This window comes from Paenibacillus sp. FSL M7-0420, assembly GCF_038002345.1.
GTDB lineage: Bacteria > Bacillota > Bacilli > Paenibacillales > Paenibacillaceae > Paenibacillus_AQ.
This window is the reverse complement of record NZ_JBBOCJ010000001.1, coordinates 4,119,088-4,140,264: the sequence shown is the minus strand read 5'-3', so window position 1 is coordinate 4,140,264 and position 21,177 is coordinate 4,119,088. Positions and strand designations below refer to the sequence as shown.

At 52.6% G+C, this 21,177-nt stretch carries 22 protein-coding genes; all 22 read left to right on the top strand.

What is annotated here, in order from left to right; genetic code table 11:
* Nucleotides 1-17 precede the first annotated feature (17 nt).
* The 22 genes from flhA (at nt 18) to rseP (ending at nt 21,137) form a co-directional block, all read left to right on the top strand.
* Nucleotides 18-2,051, top strand: a complete 2,034-nt coding sequence (gene flhA, locus MKX51_RS17575) for a flagellar biosynthesis protein FlhA (RefSeq protein ID WP_340993288.1) — start codon at nt 18-20, stop codon at nt 2,049-2,051.
* A complete protein-coding gene (gene flhF / locus MKX51_RS17570; protein ID WP_340993287.1) occupies nt 2,048-3,466 on the top strand; it encodes a flagellar biosynthesis protein FlhF in 1,419 nt (472 codons plus the stop codon). Before flhA ends, flhF begins: the two co-directional genes overlap by 4 nt.
* Nucleotides 3,463-4,344, top strand: coding sequence for a MinD/ParA family protein (locus tag MKX51_RS17565; protein ID WP_340993286.1), 882 nt, complete (start codon nt 3,463-3,465; stop codon nt 4,342-4,344). Before flhF ends, MKX51_RS17565 begins: the two co-directional genes overlap by 4 nt.
* Before the next feature lie 35 nt (nt 4,345-4,379).
* Entirely contained in the window at nt 4,380-5,771 is a 1,392-nt protein-coding gene (locus MKX51_RS17560) for a protein-glutamate methylesterase/protein-glutamine glutaminase (protein ID WP_340993285.1), read from the top strand.
* A 34-nt stretch (nt 5,772-5,805) separates the two neighbouring features.
* The gene (locus tag MKX51_RS17555; protein WP_340993284.1) at nt 5,806-7,896 is read left to right on the top strand and encodes a chemotaxis protein CheA; all 2,091 of its coding nucleotides are present in this window, start codon (nt 5,806-5,808) and stop codon (nt 7,894-7,896) included.
* A 27-nt stretch (nt 7,897-7,923) separates the two neighbouring features.
* Nucleotides 7,924-8,385, top strand: a complete 462-nt coding sequence (locus MKX51_RS17550; RefSeq protein WP_036692546.1) for a chemotaxis protein CheW — start codon at nt 7,924-7,926, stop codon at nt 8,383-8,385.
* Between the two features lie 3 nt (nt 8,386-8,388).
* A complete protein-coding gene (locus MKX51_RS17545; protein ID WP_339310138.1) occupies nt 8,389-9,015 on the top strand; it encodes a chemotaxis protein CheC in 627 nt (208 codons plus the stop codon).
* On the top strand, nt 9,008-9,505 hold the full coding sequence (locus MKX51_RS17540) for a chemotaxis protein CheD (protein WP_036724701.1): 498 nt from the start codon (nt 9,008-9,010) through the stop codon (nt 9,503-9,505). The genes MKX51_RS17545 and MKX51_RS17540 overlap by 8 nt, the downstream gene beginning before the upstream one ends.
* Before the next feature lie 2 nt (nt 9,506-9,507).
* A complete protein-coding gene (locus tag MKX51_RS17535) occupies nt 9,508-9,918 on the top strand; it encodes a hypothetical protein (RefSeq protein ID WP_340993283.1) in 411 nt (136 codons plus the stop codon).
* 78 nt (nt 9,919-9,996) lie between these two features.
* Nucleotides 9,997-10,785, top strand: a complete 789-nt coding sequence (locus tag MKX51_RS17530; RefSeq protein ID WP_339310136.1) for a FliA/WhiG family RNA polymerase sigma factor — start codon at nt 9,997-9,999, stop codon at nt 10,783-10,785.
* Nucleotides 10,786-10,815: 30 nt separating this feature from the next.
* Nucleotides 10,816-12,219: a DUF342 domain-containing protein gene (locus MKX51_RS17525; RefSeq protein WP_340993282.1), complete on the top strand. Its 1,404-nt coding sequence runs from the start codon at nt 10,816-10,818 to the stop codon at nt 12,217-12,219.
* A 69-nt stretch (nt 12,220-12,288) separates the two neighbouring features.
* Nucleotides 12,289-12,597, top strand: a complete 309-nt coding sequence (locus MKX51_RS17520) for a hypothetical protein (RefSeq protein WP_340993281.1) — start codon at nt 12,289-12,291, stop codon at nt 12,595-12,597.
* Nucleotides 12,598-12,665: 68 nt separating this feature from the next.
* Nucleotides 12,666-13,238 carry a hypothetical protein gene (locus MKX51_RS17515; protein ID WP_340993280.1) on the top strand — a complete coding sequence of 191 codons (573 nt, stop codon included), beginning with the start codon at nt 12,666-12,668 and terminating at the stop codon, nt 13,236-13,238.
* Nucleotides 13,235-13,837, top strand: a complete 603-nt coding sequence (locus tag MKX51_RS17510) for a hypothetical protein (RefSeq protein ID WP_340993279.1) — start codon at nt 13,235-13,237, stop codon at nt 13,835-13,837. Before MKX51_RS17515 ends, MKX51_RS17510 begins: the two co-directional genes overlap by 4 nt.
* A gap of 161 nt (nt 13,838-13,998) precedes the next feature.
* Nucleotides 13,999-14,700, top strand: a complete 702-nt coding sequence (gene rpsB / locus MKX51_RS17505) for a 30S ribosomal protein S2 (RefSeq protein ID WP_036692565.1) — start codon at nt 13,999-14,001, stop codon at nt 14,698-14,700.
* 145 nt (nt 14,701-14,845) lie between these two features.
* Complete coding sequence (gene tsf / locus MKX51_RS17500) at nt 14,846-15,496, top strand: translation elongation factor Ts (protein WP_036724710.1); 651 nt, start codon at nt 14,846-14,848, stop codon at nt 15,494-15,496.
* A gap of 102 nt (nt 15,497-15,598) precedes the next feature.
* Nucleotides 15,599-16,327: a UMP kinase gene (gene pyrH, locus MKX51_RS17495; RefSeq protein WP_076078638.1), complete on the top strand. Its 729-nt coding sequence runs from the start codon at nt 15,599-15,601 to the stop codon at nt 16,325-16,327.
* Nucleotides 16,328-16,882: a ribosome recycling factor gene (gene frr / locus MKX51_RS17490; RefSeq protein WP_036724711.1), complete on the top strand. Its 555-nt coding sequence runs from the start codon at nt 16,328-16,330 to the stop codon at nt 16,880-16,882. It begins immediately after the preceding gene.
* 78 nt (nt 16,883-16,960) lie between these two features.
* Nucleotides 16,961-17,728 carry an isoprenyl transferase gene (locus MKX51_RS17485; protein WP_340940097.1) on the top strand — a complete coding sequence of 256 codons (768 nt, stop codon included), beginning with the start codon at nt 16,961-16,963 and terminating at the stop codon, nt 17,726-17,728.
* 20 nt (nt 17,729-17,748) lie between these two features.
* Nucleotides 17,749-18,552, top strand: coding sequence for a phosphatidate cytidylyltransferase (locus MKX51_RS17480; RefSeq protein ID WP_340993278.1), 804 nt, complete (start codon nt 17,749-17,751; stop codon nt 18,550-18,552).
* A 23-nt stretch (nt 18,553-18,575) separates the two neighbouring features.
* Nucleotides 18,576-19,715, top strand: a complete 1,140-nt coding sequence (locus tag MKX51_RS17475; protein ID WP_036724716.1) for a 1-deoxy-D-xylulose-5-phosphate reductoisomerase — start codon at nt 18,576-18,578, stop codon at nt 19,713-19,715.
* Nucleotides 19,716-19,862: 147 nt separating this feature from the next.
* On the top strand, nt 19,863-21,137 hold the full coding sequence (rseP, locus tag MKX51_RS17470; RefSeq protein ID WP_076078643.1) for an RIP metalloprotease RseP: 1,275 nt from the start codon (nt 19,863-19,865) through the stop codon (nt 21,135-21,137).
* The last annotated feature ends 40 nt before the right edge of the window (nt 21,138-21,177 follow it).

Sequence of the window (21,177 nt, the reverse complement as noted above, 5' to 3'; positions counted from 1 at the left end):
GGGGGAGGTTAAGGACATTGAAAGCTAAAGATCTAACAGTTCTACTGGGCATTATCGGTATCGTGCTGATGATGATTCTGCCCATCCCTGTCTGGCTTTTGGATGTACTGTTAATTATCAATATCTCGATAGCCCTGACCATTATATTGGTCGCTATGAATACCAGAGATCCGCTGCAGTTCTCAATATTTCCTTCACTGCTCCTGATCACCACGCTGTTCCGCTTAGCGCTGAACCTGTCCACAACCAAGCTGATTCTGGCTGATGGCCATGCCGGGGAGGTCGTAGCGACCTTCGGAAGCTGGATTGCCAGGGGACAGATCGCGATCGGGTTCATTGTCTTCCTGATCCTGGTTGTGGTTCAGTTCATTGTTATCACCAAGGGTTCTGAGCGCGTGGCCGAGGTAGGCGCCCGCTTCACACTGGATGCGATGCCCGGTAAGCAGATGAGTATTGATGCGGATCTGAATGCGGGGATGATCAATGAGCAGCAGGCACGGGAACGCCGCCGTAATGTCGAACGCGAGGCGGATTTCTTCGGAGCCATGGATGGTGCGAGTAAGTTCGTCAAAGGTGACGCTATTGCCAGTATCATCATCCTCATTATCAACCTGATCGGCGGCTTCATTATCGGTATGACCGTTCACGGCATGTCGTTCCAGACAGCACTCTCAACCTACTCTGTACTGACCATCGGTGACGGTCTGGTCAGCCAGATTCCCGCCCTGCTGATCTCCACGGCTTCCGGTCTGATCGTTACCCGGGCGGCTTCGGAAGGCAATCTGGCCGAGGATCTGACCGGACAATTGCTGTCTTATCCGAAGCTTCTATACATAGTGGCTGCGACAATTGCGTTTCTGGGTTTCTTTACCCCGATTACGATTTTGTCCACGCTTCCTTTGGCAGGGCTGATGGCTTACGCGGCTTACAGTATGGGGCAGAAGGCCAGCAGGCAGCAGATTGCCGATGAACAACTGGTCGAGGAGAAGCAGATCGAAGAGGTGCGAAGTCCCGAAAGTGTCATCAATCTGCTTACGGTGGACCCGATCGAATTCGAATTTGGTTATGGTCTGATTCCTTTGGCGGATACGGGGCAGGGCGGCGATCTGCTCGACCGTATCATCATGATTCGACGGCAATGTGCACTGGAGATGGGTCTTGTCGTGCCGGTTATTCGTATTCGCGACAATATTCAACTAAAACCGAATGAATATGTCATCAAAATTAAAGGAAATAACGTTGGCGGCGGTGAATTATTACTTAATCACTATCTCGCCATGAGCCCCGGTTATGATGATGAGTCGATTAGCGGGATTGAGACTATTGAACCATCCTTTGGGCTGCCTGCCCTATGGATCGATGAGTCGGTGAAGGAGCGGGCTGAATTATCCGGCTATACCGTGGTTGACCCGCCTTCCGTTGTAGCCACACATCTGACCGAGCTGATCAAACGATATGGACACGAATTGCTGGGCCGTCAGGAGACGAAGCAGCTGGTCGACAACCTCAGGGAGAATTATCCTGTGCTGGTGGACGAGCTGATCCCTTCCATTCTTGCCGTCGGGGATATTCAGAAGGTGCTGGGCAAGCTGCTGCGGGAGAAAATATCCATCCGCGATCTGGTCACCATCTTCGAGACGCTTGCCGATTACGGCACGTATACCAAGGACCCTGACATTCTGACTGAATATGTGCGGCAATCCCTCTCCAGACAGATTACCCAGCAGTTCTCTCAGACGGGGGAGACCCTGCGTGTCATTACCGTAGGCCCCGGACTTGAGAAAAAAATTTCCGAGAGCGTGCAGCAGACGGAGCAGGGCAGCTACTTGGCGCTCGATCCGGTATCTACCCAAACCGTCTATCAGCGGCTTACGGAGCAGATCAACCGTCTCCTGCAATCCGGCCAGCAGCCGATTGTACTAACCTCTCCAACGATTCGCATGTATCTGCGCCAGGTGATTGAGCGAACCATGCAGGATATCCCGGTGCTCTCCTACAGCGAGCTGGAGCCAAACATTGAAATTCAAAGCGTCGGGGTGGTGAACTTATGAGAGTGAAGCGTTATGTGGTCGATACGATGCCTGACGCCATGCATTCGATCCGCAGCGAGCTTGGAAGCGATGCCGTTATTTTAAGCACCAAAGAAATAAAGGTTGGCGGATTCATGGGCATGTTCACGAAAAAGAAGATTGAGGTTGTGGCTGCTGTGGAGAACGGTACAAAGGCGGCCGCGCAGGAGAAGATTCCTGCACCGCCCATGAATGTACCGCGAAATGCAGTGCCAGAGGCCTATCAGAAGGCTGCCTCAGCCGCTGCTCCTCCTCTCCCGCCGCCTGTGACGGTAAGAGATGCGGCAGCAGCCAAGTCGTTTGCCGAGATTGCCGCAGCGCTGGCTGATCCGCTGGAGCAGGGCGGAGGCGTCGCTGTGATGCCGCCTGTAGCCAAGACGGAACCGCCGGATATCCGCACTGAGGATATTGCAGCAGGCCTGCCGTCTGGACCGCAGCCGGAGGAGAACCGGAAGAAGCTTGCAGCGATCTATGAATCGCTTGCAACAGAGCAGTCTGAACCTGAGCATACTGCTCCCACTGAAAGCGATGTTCTGCGGGAGATCCGGGATATGAAGCAGTGGATGGAACGTATCGCACGTTATTCCTCAGGGGCAGCCGAGCTGCCTGATGCGCTGGAATCCTTACGCAGCCGCCTGATTGACCAGGAGACTGACGCTGTTCTCGTAGAGGAATGGATCGGACATGTTCTGGAGCGTTACCGTGAGGAAGGAAGCAGCTGGGGGCCGGAGCAATTCGAGGCTGTGCTCAGAGAGCAGATTGATGGTTTTCTGTCAGGACGCATTGCCGGCGGTATTGCCCCGGATACCCGGATTGTATATATTGCCGGGCCGACTGGGGTCGGCAAGACGACAACGATTGCCAAGCTGGCAGCGGAGCAGCTGTTCAAGCAGGGCCGCAAGGTTGGGCTGATTACCTCGGATACTTACCGGATATCTGCCGTTGAACAGCTTAGAACCTACGCTTCCATTCTCAACATGCCGCTGGAGGTTGTCCAGTCGCCGGGTGATCTGCAGCGGGCGATGTTCCGGCTGGAGAGCTGTGATCTGGTGTTAATGGACACCGCCGGACGGAATTACCGCAATGAAATGCTGGTGGCAGAACTGCAGAGCCTGCTGGCCAAGGAGCTTAAGAGCGAGACCCTGCTGGTGCTGAGCCTGACCTCGAAAAGCCGCGATATGAAAAAGATCGCGGAGCACTTCGGCAGATACCAGCTGGATAAGGTTGTATTCACGAAGCTGGATGAAACGGGGAGCTACGGCCCGCTGTTCAATGTCCTGAATGATTATCCGCTGAAGCTCTCTTATATTACCAACGGACAGAATGTTCCTGATGATCTTCTTATGGCCACAGGGGAGCAGATTGGCGGCATGCTGCTGGGAACAGGGGGCGGGTGATGGACCAGGCGCAGGCATTAAGACGGCTGGTCTCCAGCCAGGATACAAGGCAGGCTCCCGGAAGCGGTGCCTCCGCCCGGATCATCACGGTATGCAGCGGGAAGGGGGGAGTCGGAAAGTCGAATTTCACCCTTAACTTCGCGCTTGCACTGAAGGCCATGGGACGGAGAGTGCTTCTGTTCGATGCCGATATCGGCATGGCCAATATTGATGTCCTTATGGGTGTCTCCTCCAGATACAATCTGTACCACCTGCTCAAGCGGGAAGCGGATATCGGACAGATCATTCAGCTCGGACCGCAGGCGTTGCCCTTCATTGCAGGGGGCTCCGGGATGGACGAGCTGTTCACACTATCGGAGGCGGATCTGAATTACTTTACCACACAGATTGCAAGCATTGCCGATACCATGGATTTCATCCTGTTCGACACAGGGGCGGGGCTGTCCAAGGAAACGATGAAATTCATCACTTCTGCCGATGACTGCCTGGTGGTGACCACGCCTGAGCCTACCGCAATTACAGATGCATATGCTCTGATGAAGGTTGTTCATAATGCGCATCCTGAGGTTTCGTTCAGGCTGATTGTCAATCAGGCAGGGGATGAACGGGAGGCACGGGCCACCAGTGACAAAATCCGGATGGCGGCCAGCCGGTTCCTGCAGCTTGAGCTTCCCTTCCTCGGTTACATCAGCAGTGATCCGCATGTAGTACAGGCCGTTAAGAAACAAATTCCATTCTCAGTGGCTTTTCCGAACAGTATTGCAGCCAGGGATGTGCAGAGGCTTGCGCAGAGCTATCTGGCTGTGGATTCAGTAGAAACCGCTAAAGTTCAAGGCATCAAGGGATTCATCAGCAAGTGGTTGAAACGAAACAGATAATTGTTCTGAATTTGAGGCACAGAGGTGGAAAAGCTATGAGGCCATATAAAGTTCTGGTTGTTGATGATTCTGCATTCATGCGCAAGATCATTTCCGATTTAATAGAGAATGATGCCGACTTTCAAGTCACAGCGACAGCTGCCAACGGACGCGAGGCGATTGAGAAGGTTAACGAGCTTCGTCCGGATCTCGTAACCATGGATGTGGAGATGCCTGAGATGAATGGCCTGGAGGCGCTCAAAAGTATCATGGCCGAGCGTCCGCTCCCGGTGATTATGCTGTCCGGCATCAATGAAGAGGGGATGAAGGAGACGATTCTGGCCTTGGAGTGGGGGGCTTTCGATTTCATCCGAAAGCCGTCCATTTCAAACTCCCAGGATATCATCGCTGTCGGAGTGTCCCTCCGGGAGCAGATGAAGGAAGCGATGCTGGCGCGCGAGCGGCGTGAAGCCCGCGCTTCCGCCGTCAAATCGCCTGAGCCTCCTCCTCCCGCTGCTGAACCGCCTGCTCCGCGGGCTGTTGTGGAACCGGTAAGAAGGAAGCTGGAGCCGTCCAAGAAAGAAGCGGATAAAGCGCCGCTTCTGGGCACGGAGAAGCCGAGGGTCAGGGCGCCGCTTGAACCGCCTGCTGACAAACGGAAGCCGGAAGCCCGCACTGAGCCGCCCACTGCGAAGCGGGTAGTCAAGCCAGCGCCGGCAGTGCCTAAACCGGCTCCCGAGAGGTTCAAAGGCCGCTCCCAGGAGGCGCCGGGCGCCGGATGGGCTGGACAACGGGCGGCTGCTGAAATTGCTGCAGGCTCGTTCGCAGAACCTCCTGGAGCAACAGGAGGCCAGGCAAGCGGAGGCCGGAGCGTGCGCAAGCTGGTTGCTGTAGGCTGCTCAACCGGAGGTCCGAGAGCGCTGAAGGCGTTCCTGGAGAACATTCCCGGTGACTTCCCGGCACCGATTGTCATTGTCCAGCATATGCCGCCTAACTTCACCAAGTCGCTGGCCCAGCGTCTGAATACCTTCAGCGCGCTGGAGGTCGCGGAAGCGGAGCACGGTATGATTCTCCGGCAGGGTGCGGCGTATATTGCCCCCGGGGGCTATCACCTGACAGTGGTTCCTGCGCCTGGCGGCCAATACATGATAGAGCTTACTAAGGAAGAGATCCGTAATGGACATCGTCCTTCTGTAGATACACTGTTTGAATCGGTATTGCAGCTTACCTCGCTGGAACGTCATGCCGTCATTATGACGGGGATGGGCAGCGACGGGGCACGTATGATGAAAGCACTCTATGATTCGGGGGTGACATCAACCTTTGCAGAGAGTGAAGAAACCTGTGTGGTATACGGAATGCCGAGGTCTGCAGTAGAGTTGAAGTGTGTAAGACACATCCTGCCTTTGCAAGAAATTGCTCCAAGGCTGGTACAAGCCGTTAAATAATGGAATAGCGAACTCGAAGGGGAGGTACCCGCTCATGGACATGAACCAATACTTATCCATGTTTATTGATGAGTCAAATGATCATCTGCAGTCTTTGAACGAGAGCATGATGGGGCTGGAAGCGAATCCGGAGGATCTGAGTATTGTTCAGGTGATTTTCCGCTCCGCCCATACCTTGAAAGGTATGGCGGCTACAATGGGGTTTGAAGATTTGGCTTCGCTTACGCACCAAATGGAGAACGTGCTCGATCTGGTGCGCAATAACAAACTGCGGATGCAGGACTTCATTTTTGATACCCTGTTCCAAAGTATTGATGCGCTGGAATCCATGGTGGAGGATATCACCGGCGGGGGAGCGGGCAAGGCCGATGTAACAGCGATTGTCTCTTCCCTGCAAGCCATCGTACGCGGAGAGGTCCCTTCTGCCGGCAATGCTTCTGCTGAAGTCACTGCCGCTGCGTCCGGCAATGCCAGCGCGGCCCAGGTGTTCCTGGATGAATTCCAGTACTCCGTGCTGGAGCAATCCCTTCAGGAAGGCCATCAGGTGCTGTATGTGGATGTGGCGATCCGTAAGGACTGTCAGCTCAAAGCCGTACGTGCCTACATGGTCTTCGACCTTCTGGAGCGTTCAGGAGAAGTCGTGAAATCCTTCCCTTCGGTTCAGGACATAGAGCAGGAGAAATTCGATTACGGATTCTCCCTCTACTACATAACCCAAAAGGATGCAAGTGAGATTCAGAAGATGATTCTGAATCTGTCAGAGATCGAAGCGGTTACCGCTGTGGCGCTTGATCAGGAGTCACTTCGCCAAATGGGACAAGACACTGCGGCAGCTACAGCTGAAGCGCCCGCTCCGGCTCCGGTGCAGGAAGCCGCTCCCGTTGCTGCCGGTAATGCTTCCCCTGCGGCTTCTCTGCATCCCAAGGAAGAGAACGGCAAAGCAGCCCCGGCCCGGGCAGGAGGAGCGCCGTCGCCTTCCCGGACCATCCGTGTGGATATTGAGCGGCTGGACGTGCTGATGAATCTGTTCAGCGAGCTGCTGATTGACCGTGTCCGGCTGGAGCAGCTGGCCTCCGAGGTGCAGAACGGCGATCTTACTGAAACGGTCGAGCATATGGGCCGGGTGAGCGGAGATTTGCAGAATATCGTAATGAAGCTCCGCATGGTTCCGGTAGACACCGTATTTAACCGGTTCCCGCGGATGATCCGCGATCTGGCGAAATCGCTGGACAAGAAGGTGGATTTAATCATCACTGGAGCAGATACAGAGCTTGACCGTACGGTGATTGATGAGATTGGCGATCCGCTGGTGCATCTGCTGCGCAATGCGGTTGACCACGGGATTGAATCCATTGCAGACCGGATTGCGGCCGGGAAGCCGGAGACCGGGACCGTCCAGCTCCGGGCCTTCCACAGCGGTAATCATGTGTTCATCGAGATTGAAGAGGATGGCAAGGGCATCTATCCGAAGAACGTCTTAGCCTCTGCTGTCAAAAAGGGTGTGATTACCCAAGAGCAGGCAAGCACGATGACAGATGACGAAGCGTACCAGCTGCTCTTCGCGCCTGGATTCAGTACAGCTGAGGTCATCTCTGACGTATCGGGCCGGGGCGTGGGTCTCGATGTGGTCAAATCCAAAATCTCTTCCCTGGGCGGTAACGTCACCATTTATTCCACACCGGGCAAAGGCACGAATTTCTCCGTTCAGCTTCCGCTGACCCTGTCGATCATTGCAGCGATGCTGGTTCGGCTTGGCTCAGAGAAATATGCCATTCCGCTCTCTTCCATCGTGGAGACTGGAATTGTGAAGCAATCCCAGATCCGCACCATTCACGGCAACCGGATGCTGGAGTTCCGGGGCAGCCATATTCCGCTGGTCTCCCTGAGCAAGATCTTCTCCATTCCGGACTATGATGAAAGCACGGAAGAGGAGACGGAGATCGTGGTTGTCCGCAAGGGAGAACGGCTGGTTGCTTTGGCTGTGCAGGACTTCATTGGCCAGAACGAAATTGTAATCAAGAATCTCGGCAAGTATCTCCCAGAGGTGCAGGGAATTTCCGGAGCCACGATTCTTGGAGACGGACAGGTAGCGCTTATTATCGATCCGAATGCTTTTATCAAATAATCAGGTTAGAACAGGGAGGGTCATTCCATGGCTGAAGATATCAAAGTAATTGTATTCAAGCTTGGCACTGAAGAATACGGCATTGAAGTAGAGAAGGTCCAGACGATTGAACGTATGATGCCGATTACCCGCGTACCGAAGACCTATTCCTTTATCAAAGGTGTGATCAATCTGCGCGGTGTTGTGATTCCGGTTATCGATCTGCGCGGACGATTCGGTATCGAAGAAGCGGAGCACACCGACCAGACCCGGATCATTATCGTCAATGTGAATGAGATGGAAGTAGGCTTCATTGTCGATTCAGCCAATGATGTCATCGACTTGAACCGTGACATTATCGATGTACCGCCGGATGTTGTAGGGGGCATCAAGGCGAAGTATCTGGATGGGGTAGCCAAAATTGGGGATGACCGTCTGTTGATTATGCTTAACCTGTCTGAAGTGCTGAACAAGAGTGAAATCGTGCAGCTGGAAAGCCTGGAGGGCTAGCCTATGGAGCTATTCAAGAATTTCAAAGATTTCAAAATGGATGTGCTTAAGGAAGTAGGGAATATTGGGGCCGGTAATGCGGCCACTGCCTTGTCCCAGCTGCTCAATAAGCCGATTGACATGGCCGTGCCTAAGGTACAGCTGCTCAGCTTCGAGGAGATCACTGATAAGGTGGGCGGAGCGGAGGAGCTGGTATACGCGGTATTCCTGCGTGTGGAAGGTGAAGCCCCGGGCAACCTGTTCTTTATTCTTACCCCGGAGGCGGCAAGCAACCTGCTCAGCCGGATTGCCGGCATTGAAGTCTCCGGCGGCGGTGAGCTGAGTGAGATGGAATTATCCGCACTAAGCGAGATCGGCAATATTCTGGCCGGCTCTTATCTCTCTTCCCTGGCGGACTTCACCTCCCTGACCATGTATCCGACCGTGCCGGCGCTTGCAATGGATATGGCCGGAGCGATTCTTGGTTACGGGCTGCTGCAGTTCGGTCAGATGGGCGATGATGCGCTGCTGATCGATACGACTTTTTTAGAAGGCCAAAATGAAATTGAAGGACAATTCTTCCTTATTCCCGATCCGGAATCGTTCCCCAAAATATTCAAGGCTTTAGGAGTACCGTTCGACAATGATTGAAGAGCAGAGCATCATTAAAGTAGGTATGGCGGATCTGAACGTAGGCAGCCAGGACAGCCTTATTCGTACGACCGGTCTTGGCTCCTGCGTAGGTCTGACTCTGTTTGATCCCGGTAAAAAGCTGGCGGGGATGGCTCATGTCATGCTGCCCTCGTCAGAGATTGCCAGGGAGGGACAGCTGAATATCGCCAAGTTCGCAGATACTGCTGTGCCTGAGCTTTTGGCCCGCCTGCTGGGGCTGGGGGCGGTTAGAAGCCGGATTGTGGCCAAGATGGCCGGAGGCTCGCAGATGTTTGCTTTTGCCGGAGGGAGTGACACCATGAGGATCGGGCCTCGGAATGTGGAATCCTGCAAGCTTGCTCTTGAGAGCCTTCATATTCCGCTTATCGCGGAGGACACGGGCGGCAATTATGGGCGCACGATAGAAATCTCCTGCAATACCGGAGTGATTTTTATCCGCAGCGTTCAAAAAGGCCCGAAGGAAATTTAGCCATGAGCAGGAAACTATTACTGAATATTGTGGCCGGACTGATCGGATTTGTACTAACCTTCCTTGCGAACAACGGACAGAACCTGCTGGGTACCAGCCTGATCCGGGGCCTGTACGGATTTATTATCTGGTTTGTGCTTGCTTTCTTCCTGAGATGGGTATTGGGTTTTATTATCGGAAAAGAATCCTCAGACCCGGAAGCCGGTTTGTTCGATAACGGAGAGTCTCTTGGCGGGAAGCTTGATATTAGTACACCTGAAGAGGATCAGGAGCTCAAAGACCTGCTAACCCCAAAACGGGAGGCGGTCAGTGAAGAGCCCGGGGGGTTCACGCCTTTGCAGCCTCCGAAGCTAGTCTCTATGAAAGATCCTGAAGAATTGGCCAAGGCCGTTCGTCACCTGAAAGAAGAATAAGCGAGTGCTGCGGCGAAAGTCCGTCATCTTGCGCCGCATGTTTGCCCGCTGACTAAACTTTGGGAAGGGTGAAAGCCGTTGAACGAGCGTAAAGCAACTCAGTCGGAAACAGACCTGCTTTGGGAGCAGTGGAAAGAGCACGGCGATCCTGAAGCTAAAAAAAAGCTGATTGAGAGTTATCTCCATATTGTTGATTACGTGTCCAGCCGTCTGGCAGTAGGGCTGCCCAAAAACGTCTCCAAGGACGATTTGGCCAGCAACGGTGTCATGGGACTCATTGATGCGATCGAAAAATTCGACTACAAGCGGGGGCTTCAATTCCAGACCTATGCATCGTGGCGGGTTCGGGGAGCGATCCTTGATTCTCTGCGGCAAAGTGACTGGGTTCCCAGATCCGTACGCGAAAAAGCGAAAAAAATCGAGGATGCCTACCAGCAGCTGGAGCAGAAGTATTTGAGATCGGTAAGTGACGATGAAATGAGCAAGTATCTGAATATTTCGGAAACGGAGTTTCAGACGATGCTGCAGGATGTCGCAGTAATGTCGCTCTGTTCACTCGAAGATCCTATACGTGAAGAAGAATCAGAGACACGAATGTCCATATTGGTAGATGACAAGGCCAAGAATCCGGACCGTAAAGTGAATGAGTTCTACCTGCGGGATACGCTAACCAAAGGCATCGAGAAACTAACAGTGAAAGAACGGACCGTCGTGTCCCTTTTATATTATGAGGATTTATCTTTAAGCGAGATTGCGGAAGTGATGTCACTGTCTCCTTCGCGAATCTCCCAGCTTCATTCCAAAGCTATTTTGCGGCTAAGAGGAACACTTGAGAAGAACCGGGACCTTCTAATGCAAAATGATTAACCGGGTGACGGTGACAAGGGGGAGCAGAAATTGATCGGTCAATATGTATTGAGCCAATACCTGAGCATTACTTTTTCGGAGGATAAGGGGATTGCTTACCTTCAGTTCATCAAGAAGGATGAGAATTTCACCTGTTCGGTCGAGGACCTTGAGAGCTTCCTGTCCAGTCACAATATTCGTTTCGGTATCCAGCATGATATTGTGCAGCGGATTAGCAGCAACCCGGAAGAATATTTCTGGAACCGGGTGCCGATCGCGATTGGACAGCCTGCTGTCAACGGTAAGGATGGCCGCATTGTGCTGACCGTTGATATGGAGGAGGACCGCAAGCCTCTGGAGAAAGAGGATGGCAGGGTGGATTACAAAGAGCTGGTCCGGCTGCATAATGTAAGGAAGGGCCAGCTTATTGCCAAGGTTATTCCGGCAGAGAACGGTGTGAGCGGCAGAACGGTAACCGGGGAGGAGCTTCCGTTCCGGGCAGGGAAGGAGGCTCATTTCAAGGTAGGCAAGAATGTGGTGGTGGATCAGGAAGAGACCTCCATGTATTCGGCGATTGACGGATTGGTCACGCTGACAGACAAGGGCAAAATCAATGTATTTCCGGTGTATGAAATCAATGGTGATGTGGATTACAGCACAGGCAATATTGATTTCGTGGGCACGGTGGTCATCCGCGGCAATGTGCTTACCGGCTTCACCGTCAAATCCGCAGGAGATATCCGGGTGGTCGGCGGGGTAGAGGGGGCCGAGCTGATATCGGGCGGGTCCATCGAGATTACGGGCGGCATCATCGGATATAATAAAGGCCTCGTCAGCGCCGGTAAAAATGTTAAGGTCTCGTTCATCCAGGATGGCAATGTTGTGGCCGGTGAGGATATTATCGTCTCCCAAAGTATTATGCATTCCAGCATCCGGGCTGGCCGAGATGTACTGTGTAACGGGGCCAAAGGCTTAATCGTCGGGGGGATCGTACAGGCAGGCGAGCGTGTGATCGCCCGTACCATCGGCAATACCATGTCTACAGCTACAGCGATTGAAGTGGGCGTTGTTCCCGAGCTGAGAAATGAGATCAACGAACTGCGCCAGGAGCTCCGGCAGCTTCTTGAGAATGAGGACAAGACCAATAAGGCGCTGTATCTGCTTAATCAGCTGGCGAACAATGGCCAGCTATCGCCCGATAAGGTGGCGCTTCGCGTCAAGCTTAATGCCACCAAGCAATCCCATATGCGTGATGAAAAGAGAATTAAAGAGCGTGTGCTGGAGATCGAGCGCATGCTGGAGGACACCGGCAGAGCTAAGGTTGATGTCGTCAAGACGATCTATGGAGGCTCTAAGATCGTAATCGGCAGATATACCAGGTTCGTCAAGGACCCGACGGAGCGGGTATCCTTCATTTACAGTGAAGGGGATATATCCATAATACCGTATGTATAATCAGGCAGGCAGCCGAGGCGGCCTGCTATTCCTTGATTCTGTAACCAATGAGTGGAGAAGAGGGATCTTATGAGTCTGAAACCGGTGGAACTGCAAATTGCGTTGCCCCGTACCCATGATGCGGGCAAAGTTCAGAACAACCTTCAGCAGCGTCCTGCACTCGACCAGCAGCAATTGGCAGGCCAGAATATCAAGCATAGCCAGGAAATCTCGCTGCGCAGCACTGAGGTTGACGAGTCTGCCGAATCGGCGCTGCGGGATGGCGGCAAGGGGAGCGGCTCTGGCAGTCAGCCTCATCCGCGCAAGCCGGATAAGTTGGAGAACACCCATGATGCCGAACATCCTTATAAAGGGCACCGTATAGATTTCAGTCTCTGATTGGGACAGAATAACCGCAAATGCAGTTAAGGCATCCTATGAATTAAACGCAGAAGGAGATTACACACTTGGAACCATGGGTATACATCGTGCTGGTAGGCGCAGTTGCTATTGTTTATGCCCTGCGGCTGCCGGCCAGGACGGGTAAGGAAGACTCGGAGAAGAAGAGCCTGAAGGAGACGGAGGCGGCTCTGGAGCTCTACATGGCCGATATCGAGCATGAGAACTCCGAGCTGCTGAAGCTGGTGGGCAGTATTAAGACACAGTCACAGAGCAATAAGGCGGCCCTGCAGGAAGAGATCGGTGTACTGCGGGAGCAGGTGGGCGAGCTGCAGAAGAGCCTGCTGCTGATGGATGCGCGGCTGACCGCAGAAGAGAAGGGACTGCTTCAGCTGTCAGCAACCTTCTCGCGGGAAGCCTCGTCCGGACACGCGGAGAAGCGCCAGGGCAGGGAGCAGGCTGCCGAGGCAGTACCTCCTGTTAAGCCAAGACCCGTCAGCTCCATCAAGCTGCGGTATCCCCGGCTGTTCGAGCTGCATGAGCAAGGGAAATCAATCGATTCTATCGCCAAGACTGCCGGTCTGCAGCGGGGCGAGGTGCAGCTGATCCTGCAGCTTGCGCAGCAGGAGGAATCCGTATGATGAAGAACCGGTTCTTTATGCTGGGACTAGGGATCGGGCTGATCGCCGGCGCGCTGCTGCTGCAGCTGATGATAGCCGGACGGACGGCGCCTCTGACCAAAGAAGAGCTGATCCGGCAAGCGGCTAGCCTGAACCTGACTGTTGTAGATCCGGCAGAAGCTGCTGCAACAGCAACGCCGTCCCCGGAGGAAGCGGCCGAGGCCCAGGCTTCCGTGACGCCAGCAGCAACGCCGGCAGCTACGCCTGCTGTCCCGCCCAAGCCGGCTGCAACGCCAAGCGCCGCAGCGACACCGGGCAAGCCTTCAGCTCCTGCACAGCCGCAGAACACTGCTGAGCCTGTTACAGAGGCTCCGGCCACACCTGAAGCGCCTGTGGCTGCGGTGGACGGGGTAATCTCTCTTAAGATTCCCACTGGAATTACGCTCGCCCAGACGGCAGATCTGCTTGCGGAAGCCGGGGTTATCGAGGATAAGAACAAGTTCCTCCAGACGGCAAACAGCCGTAAGGTGAACACTATCATTCAATACGGCAGCTACAGCTTCACCAAGGGAGAGAGCATCAACTCCATTATTGACAAGCTGATTACCGTAAAAAAGTAATCGTTGCATAGGCTGTTTTAATATGATATATTAATTGACGGTGTTAAAACACACGCCGGTTGATTTCGACAAGGGGTGCTTTCTTCTGAAGAAAGTCTTGCTGAAAGATGACGCGCGGCGGAGGAGACACACAATAAACCAAACTTAGGAGGTGTGTGAAGATGGCAGTAATCTCCATGAAGCAGCTTCTCGAAGCTGGGGTACACTTCGGTCACCAGACTCGTCGTTGGAACCCAAAGATGGATCGATATATCTTCACTGAAAGAAACGGAATTTACATTATTGACTTGCAAAAGACAGTCAAGAAGGTAGAGGAAGCTTACAACTTTGTAAAGAGCGTCGCTGGCGACAACGGCACAATCCTATTCGTAGGAACAAAGAAGCAGGCACAGGATTCCGTAAAAGAAGAAGCTGAACGTTCGGGTATGTTCTTCATTAACCAGCGTTGGCTCGGCGGTACCCTGACTAACTTCCAGACTATTCAGAAGCGTATTGACCGCCTGAAGAAATTGGAAGCTTGGGAAGAAGACGGTACCTTTGCAGTATTGCCTAAGAAAGAAGTTATCCTTCTCCGCAAAGAGAAAGATCGTCTTGAGAAATTCCTGGGCGGTATCAAGAACATGAAAGGTCTTCCAAGCGCGCTGTTCATCATTGACCCGCGTAAAGAGCGCATTGCAGTAGCAGAAGCTCGCAAATTGGGTATTCCTATCGTAGCTATCGTTGATACTAACTGCGATCCGGATGAAATTGACTACGTAATCCCAGGCAATGACGACGCAATCCGCGCCGTGAAGCTCTTGACTGGTAAGATGGCTGATGCTGTTGTTGAAGCTCATCAGGGCGAAGACACAACTACAGCTTAAGTAGTAACCGGAACATAAAACATAAACTTAAATGAAAAGGGTGGTTGGCAGGTGGATAACCTCTCACTGCCCTTTTTTTAAAATGCAAGCAAGTACCGCTTTATGCCCGCGTATGACAACGACTATGACCCTGGAGGGAATAACAATGGCAGTAGATGCAAAAGCAGTGAAGGAACTTCGTGAAAGAACAGGGGCAGGAATGCTCGATTGTAAGAAAGCGCTGGAAGAAGCAAACAACGACATCACCAAAGCAGCAGAATTGCTTCGTGAAAAAGGTCTGTCCGCAGCAGCGAACAAGGCCGGACGTATTGCTACTGAAGGTACTGTAGAATCCTATATCCACGCTGGCGGCCGTATTGGCGTTCTGGTGGAAATCAACTGCGAAACTGACTTCGTAGGCAAAACGGATTCCTTCAGAGAATTCGCACGCGACATCGCTATGCAAATCGCAGCAGCGAACCCGCTGTATGTCCGCCGTGAAGAAGTGCCTTCTGCAGACGTAGAGAAGGAAAAAGAAATTCTTAAGGCACAAGCGCTGAACGAAGGCAAGCCTGAGAAGATCGTTGAAAAAATGGTGGAAGGCCGCATCAGCAAGTTCTATGAAGAATACTGCCTGATGGAGCAATCCTTCGTTAAAGACCCGGACAAGACAATCTCCCAGCTGCTGAATGAAAAAATCAGCACGATTGGCGAGAACATCACCATCCGCCGCTTTGTTCGTTTCGAACTGGGTGAAGGTCTTGAGAAGAAAGTCGACAACTTCGTAGAAGAAGTTATGGCACAAGTAAAACAATAATAACTGCATGACATTGAATAAGAACTGAATACAGGCAAGCATCAAAAGAGCGGAACACATACAAGTAGTGTTCCGTCTTTTGTAGAAAGTGAGGGTATATAATTGGAACAACCGGTATTTAAGAGAGTAGTCCTTAAGGTAAGCGGTGAATCGCTCGCCGGACAGAATGGCTATGGCATCGATGCCGATACGATCATCTCTATTGCAGAGCAGGTCAAGGAAGTCGTGGAGCTTGGAGTTCAGGTTGCGATTGTATGCGGCGGTGGCAACATCTGGCGCGGAATCGCCGGAAGTGCAAGCGGTATTGACCGGGCAACAGCCGATTATATGGGAATGCTGGCAACAGTGATGAACTCACTGGCATTGCAGGACGCTCTGGAGCAGATCGATGTCCCTACCCGGGTTCAGACCTCTATCGCCATGCAGCAGATTGCTGAGCCTTATATCCGCCGCCGGGCGATCCGGCATCTGGAGAAGGGCCGCGTAGTTATTTTTGCCGCAGGGACAGGGAATCCGTTCTTCTCGACAGATACTACGGCAGCGCTTAGAGCAGCCGAGATTGAAGCCGAGGTTATCCTCATGGCCAAGAATAAGGTAGACGGCGTCTACTCAGCAGATCCGTTCAAGGACAGCACAGCCGTTAAGTTCGAGCAGCTTACTTACATGGATATTCTGAACAAAAACCTGGGGGTTATGGATTCTACCGCTTCCTCACTCTGCATGGATAATAATATACCGCTCATTGTGTTTGCTATTACAGAGCAAGGCAATATTAAACGCGTCGTTCTCGGCGAAAAAATCGGGACGATCGTTAAAGGGAGTGTAAATTAAATGCCACAATCGGTTAAGAAGAATGCCGAAGAGCGTATGGAAAAAGCGATTCTCTCGCTGAAACGTGACTTGGCAACGCTGCGGGCAGGACGCGCTTCGACGTCGCTGCTGGATCGCATCCAGGTTGAATATTACGGTGCTCCAACTCCGATCAATCAGCTGGCTAACATCAGCACACCGGATTCCCGGACCCTGCTGATCCAGCCGTGGGACAAAACTTCAATGTCAGACATCGAAAAGGCGATTATGAAATCCGACATCGGGATTACACCTGCCAATGACGGTACGATCATCCGCCTGTCGATTCCTCCGCTTACCGAAGAACGCCGCACTGAGCTGGTGAAATTCACCAAGAAGTTCGGTGAAGAAGCTAAGGTAGCGATCCGCAACATCCGCCGCGATGCCAACGATGACATCAAGAAGATGGAGAAGAACGGCATTTCAGAAGATGAATCACATGGACATCAGGAAGATATCCAGAAATCAACGGATAAGTTCATAGCTGAAGTCGACAAAGTGCTCTTGTCCAAAGAAAAAGAGATTATGGAAGTATAACGAAATTCATGAGACTTCAGGCCCCTCCGTTAATGGTGGGGTTTGTCTCTTTCTGATAAGAGCTTGGAGGAAACGGAAATGATCAAACGGATTCAAGAATGGCTGAGCCGTAAAGACAGGCAGGAGCCAGTCGAGATTTCACCGGATAATATTCCCCGGCACGTAGCGATAATTATGGATGGCAACGGGCGCTGGGCGAAACGGCGCGGTATGCCCCGGGTTGTGGGCCATCAGAACGGGATGAAGGCAGTCAAACGTGCTACCATTGCAGCGAATGACCTCGGAGTAGAATTTTTGACTCTGTACGCTTTCTCTACGGAGAACTGGACCCGGCCGAAGGATGAAGTGGATTTCCTGATGCGCCTTCCCGTAGAATTCCTGGCTATTGAACTGGATGAACTCATTGAGAAGAATGTACAGGTGCGCGTAATGGGCAACACGGAGGCTTTGCCTTCCCATACCCGCAAGGCGATGGAAGAAGCGGTCGCCCGCACACTAAGCAATACCGGACTTATACTTAATTTTGCTCTGAACTACGGCGGTCGCAAAGAGATTGAGGACTGTATGCGCGCTCTGGGCAAGGATATCCAGGCAGGAATTCTGTCTCCTGAAGAGATCACTTCAGAGCTGATTGACAACAGATTGTCATCCAGCGGATTACCCGATCCTGACCTGCTCATCCGTACGAGCGGAGAGATGCGGCTCAGTAACTTTATGCTGTGGCAAATCGCCTATAGTGAATTTTGGTTTACGGATGCGTACTGGCCGGAGTTCGACAAGTCGCATCTGATGCAGGCTGTGGCTGAATATCAGCGCCGCACACGCCGTTATGGTGGATTGAAGTAGCCTGATGGGAGAGGGATTCTTTGAAGCAGCGATTGATCACCGGAATTGTTGCCGGGGCCTTGTTTTTAGGGTTATGCTATTGGGGAGGCTGGCCGTATCAGCTGTTGCTGACTGCGATGGCCCTCATCGGCTATTATGAATTTGTGAAAATGACAGGTACAGCCACCTTCGGGCTGACTGCTGTATTTGGTTATGCCTCTGTAGTAGGCTTTATGATTCCTTGGGATCTCCTGGGAACGAATAAGCTATTCTCCTGGGAACAGGGGATATGGCTGGTATTGCTGCTGTTCCTGCTGGTCACTGTCTTCAGTAAGAATAAGCTTGATATCAAAATGACCGCGATGATGTTCACTGGCATTGTTTACATAGGAATGGGGTTCTCGTATATGGGAATCGCCCGCAGTGCGGGAGATGGCCATGGCCTCTTCTGGACGATCCTGCTGCTGTGCTGTATATGGGGCAGTGATGCTGGAGCCTATTTTGTCGGCAGAAGCTTCGGGAAGAACAAGCTGTGGCCTGCGATCAGTCCTAATAAGACTATAGAAGGCGCGCTTGGCGGAGTATTGATTTCTGCTGTCATATCGATTGTGTTTGCTATACTGGTTCCTGATCTGCTGACTATCGGACGCGCGCTGCTGATTGGAATTGCCTGCGCTGTGCTGGGTCAGCTTGGAGATCTTGTACAATCTGCCTATAAACGGGTGTACGGTATTAAGGATTCAGGCTCACTCTTGCCGGGTCACGGTGGCATCCTGGACCGCTGCGACAGCTGGATCATCGTATTTCCTTTCGTACATATCGTAATGCTGATGCCTTACTATTAACGACAGGAAGAAGGAAAGCAACTGTGAAAAGAATTAGTATTCTCGGCTCCACGGGCTCCATCGGTACCCAGACGCTGGATGTGGTAGCTATGCATCCGGAAGCTTTTGAAGTCGATGGACTGGCGGCGGGAAGTAATACTTCACTGCTGCTGGAACAGGTCCGCCGTTTCAAGCCTCGCCGTGTATCGGTATCCACGAAGGAGCTTGCAGAGGAGATCAGATCCAGTCTGCCTGCCGGTGTAGAGCTGTATAGCGGAAGTGAAGGTCTGGTGGAGATTGCTGCCGGAGGCGATGCACAGACAGTCGTAACTGCGCTTGTAGGCAGTGTAGGACTTCAGTCTACGCTGGCGGCGATTGAAGCCGGCAGACATATTGGACTGGCTAATAAGGAGACACTGGTGACCGCCGGACATCTGGTTACAGAGCTGGCTGGACGCAAAGGCGTGAAGCTGCTGCCAGTGGACAGTGAGCATTCGGCGATTTTCCAATGCTTAAACGGGGAGAACCGTGAGGATGTGGCTTCAATTACCATTACTGCCTCGGGCGGTTCATTCCGTGATTATAAGCGTGAACAGCTTACGAATGTTACCGTAGCGGACGCACTGCGTCACCCCAATTGGAGCATGGGGGCCAAGATTACTATTGACTCGGCAACCATGGTTAACAAAGGCCTGGAGGTTATTGAAGCCCACCATTTGTTCGCCCTTCCGTATGAGCAGATTGATGTGGTGCTGCATCCGGAGAGTATCATTCACTCCTATGTGGAGTTCTGCGACAGCAGCATTATTGCTCAGCTTGGGACTCCTGATATGCGGGTTCCCATTCAATATGCGCTCACCTATCCCGACCGCTGGCCGTCTCCTGCGAAGCGTTTGTCTCTGGCTCAGGTAGCCAGCCTGACCTTCCGGGAGATGGATTATGAGCGCTATCCGGCGCTGAAGATGGCTATTGACTGCGGCATAGCGGGCGGCACATTCACAACAGCCTTCAATGCAGCCAATGAGGTCGCCGTGGCCCGCTTCCTGCGCGGTGAGATTCCCTTCCTGCGGATTGATGAGATTATTGATGAAGTGCTTCAGCGTCATCAGGGTGAAGCGAACCCCGGTCTGGAACAGATTCACAGTAGCGATATAGCTTCCCGGGAGCTTGCGGCTGTCCTGTAAAGGGATAAGAGGCCTTTGGAAACGGTGAATATGGCTGTACCCTGAAAAATAGGTGTGGACTGTTGATTCTCTTGTGCCCTGCCTTGGAATAATGATAAATTAAGAGGACATACTTCGGTCTTACACCTTAAGGGGGAATGTTGCGCTATGGAGATGGTAAGAGTTGTTTTTTTAACGGTGTTTATGTTCTTTGTTCTGGTGACTGTCCATGAATGGGGACATTATTATTTTGCCAAACGCGCCGGAATTCTTGTACGGGAATTTGCGATCGGTTTCGGTCCGAAACTGTTCTCTTATAAACGCGGTGAAACCCAGTTCACGCTCCGCCTGCTGCCCTTCGGGGGATACGCCCGTATGGCCGGCGAAGACCCGGAGATGGTTGAGATCGGCCCCGGGCAGACCATTGCTGTCCGGCTGGGCCAGGATAACAAGGTAAAGAATATTTACCTTGATTCCCTGGATACGCGCAGAAATGTTATCCGCGGCGAAGCGCAGTTCACGGATCTGGAGAATGAACTGAAAATCCGCCTTGATGTCGATGGTGAAGTGACCACCTATGATGTGAATCCGCAGGCGATGATGATCAAAGGCACCCAGCAGACGCAAATTGCGCCCAAGGACCGCCAGTTCGGCAGCAAAACCGTCGGCCAGCGCGCGATAGCGATCCTGGCCGGACCGGTGATGAACTTCATTCTGGCGTTTGTGCTATTTGCACTTCATCTGCAGATGGCCGGAATCCCGGTGGAGAATCCGACCTATGTGAAGATCGGTGACGTCAGCGTAGGAATGCCTGCACAGGAAGCAGGTCTTCAGAAGGGCGACATCGTCGTCACTGTGGACGGGCAGGCCATCGGCGGAGATTACCAGAAGATGATCAAGCTGACTTCAGCCTCCAAAGGCAAAGAAATGAACTGGACGCTGAAGCGCGGCGAAGAGACCTTGAATGTGACCATGATTCCCCGTGGAATGGAAGGAGAGCAAGGCGGCAAGGTTGGAATTACGCCGGAGCTTCCTACCCGCAAGGCCGGAGTGGGGGAGACAATTACCAAGTCCGGTACAGCGATGGTCGACACCACCAAGCTGATTTTTATCGGCTTCAAGCAGCTGATCAACAAATTTAATATGGATGATATCTCCGGGCCGGTAGGCACGTTCCAATTGACCGGGCAGATTGCCCAGCAGGGGATTCAGTATTTGACCTATTGGGCGGCTATTCTCAGCCTGTATCTAGGGATCTTCAATCTTCTGCCGATTCCTGCACTGGATGGCAGCCGGCTTGTATTCCTGGGTGTTGAGGCACTGCGCGGCAAGCCGGTGGACCCGAGCAGGGAAGGCATGGTCCACTTTGTAGGATTTGCCCTGCTGTTCCTGGTGATGATCGCTGTTACGTATAATGATATTTTACGCCTCATAAGCGGCTGACGGATGTCATATCTTTTTTATCCCGTGATGCATTTGATTG

Bases quoted from the DNA above. Each gene is read 5' to 3' on its own strand.
- rseP (WP_076078643.1), top strand. From the start codon at position 19,863: ATGGAGATGGTAAGAGTTGTTTTTTTAACGGTGTTTATGTTCTTTGTT.
- MKX51_RS17540 (WP_036724701.1), top strand. From the start codon at position 9,008: ATGATTGAAGAGCAGAGCATCATTAAAGTAGGTATGGCGGATCTGAAC.
- MKX51_RS17510 (WP_340993279.1), top strand. From the start codon at position 13,235: ATGATGAAGAACCGGTTCTTTATGCTGGGACTAGGGATCGGGCTGATC.
- MKX51_RS17520 (WP_340993281.1), top strand. From the start codon at position 12,289: ATGAGTCTGAAACCGGTGGAACTGCAAATTGCGTTGCCCCGTACCCAT.
- frr (WP_036724711.1), top strand. From the start codon at position 16,328: ATGCCACAATCGGTTAAGAAGAATGCCGAAGAGCGTATGGAAAAAGCG.
- rpsB (WP_036692565.1), top strand. From the start codon at position 13,999: ATGGCAGTAATCTCCATGAAGCAGCTTCTCGAAGCTGGGGTACACTTC.
- MKX51_RS17555 (WP_340993284.1), top strand. From the start codon at position 5,806: ATGGACATGAACCAATACTTATCCATGTTTATTGATGAGTCAAATGAT.
- MKX51_RS17550 (WP_036692546.1), top strand. From the start codon at position 7,924: ATGGCTGAAGATATCAAAGTAATTGTATTCAAGCTTGGCACTGAAGAA.
- MKX51_RS17535 (WP_340993283.1), top strand. From the start codon at position 9,508: ATGAGCAGGAAACTATTACTGAATATTGTGGCCGGACTGATCGGATTT.
- MKX51_RS17545 (WP_339310138.1), top strand. From the start codon at position 8,389: ATGGAGCTATTCAAGAATTTCAAAGATTTCAAAATGGATGTGCTTAAG.
- tsf (WP_036724710.1), top strand. From the start codon at position 14,846: ATGGCAGTAGATGCAAAAGCAGTGAAGGAACTTCGTGAAAGAACAGGG.
- MKX51_RS17560 (WP_340993285.1), top strand. From the start codon at position 4,380: ATGAGGCCATATAAAGTTCTGGTTGTTGATGATTCTGCATTCATGCGC.
- MKX51_RS17485 (WP_340940097.1), top strand. From the start codon at position 16,961: ATGATCAAACGGATTCAAGAATGGCTGAGCCGTAAAGACAGGCAGGAG.
- flhF (WP_340993287.1), top strand. From the start codon at position 2,048: ATGAGAGTGAAGCGTTATGTGGTCGATACGATGCCTGACGCCATGCAT.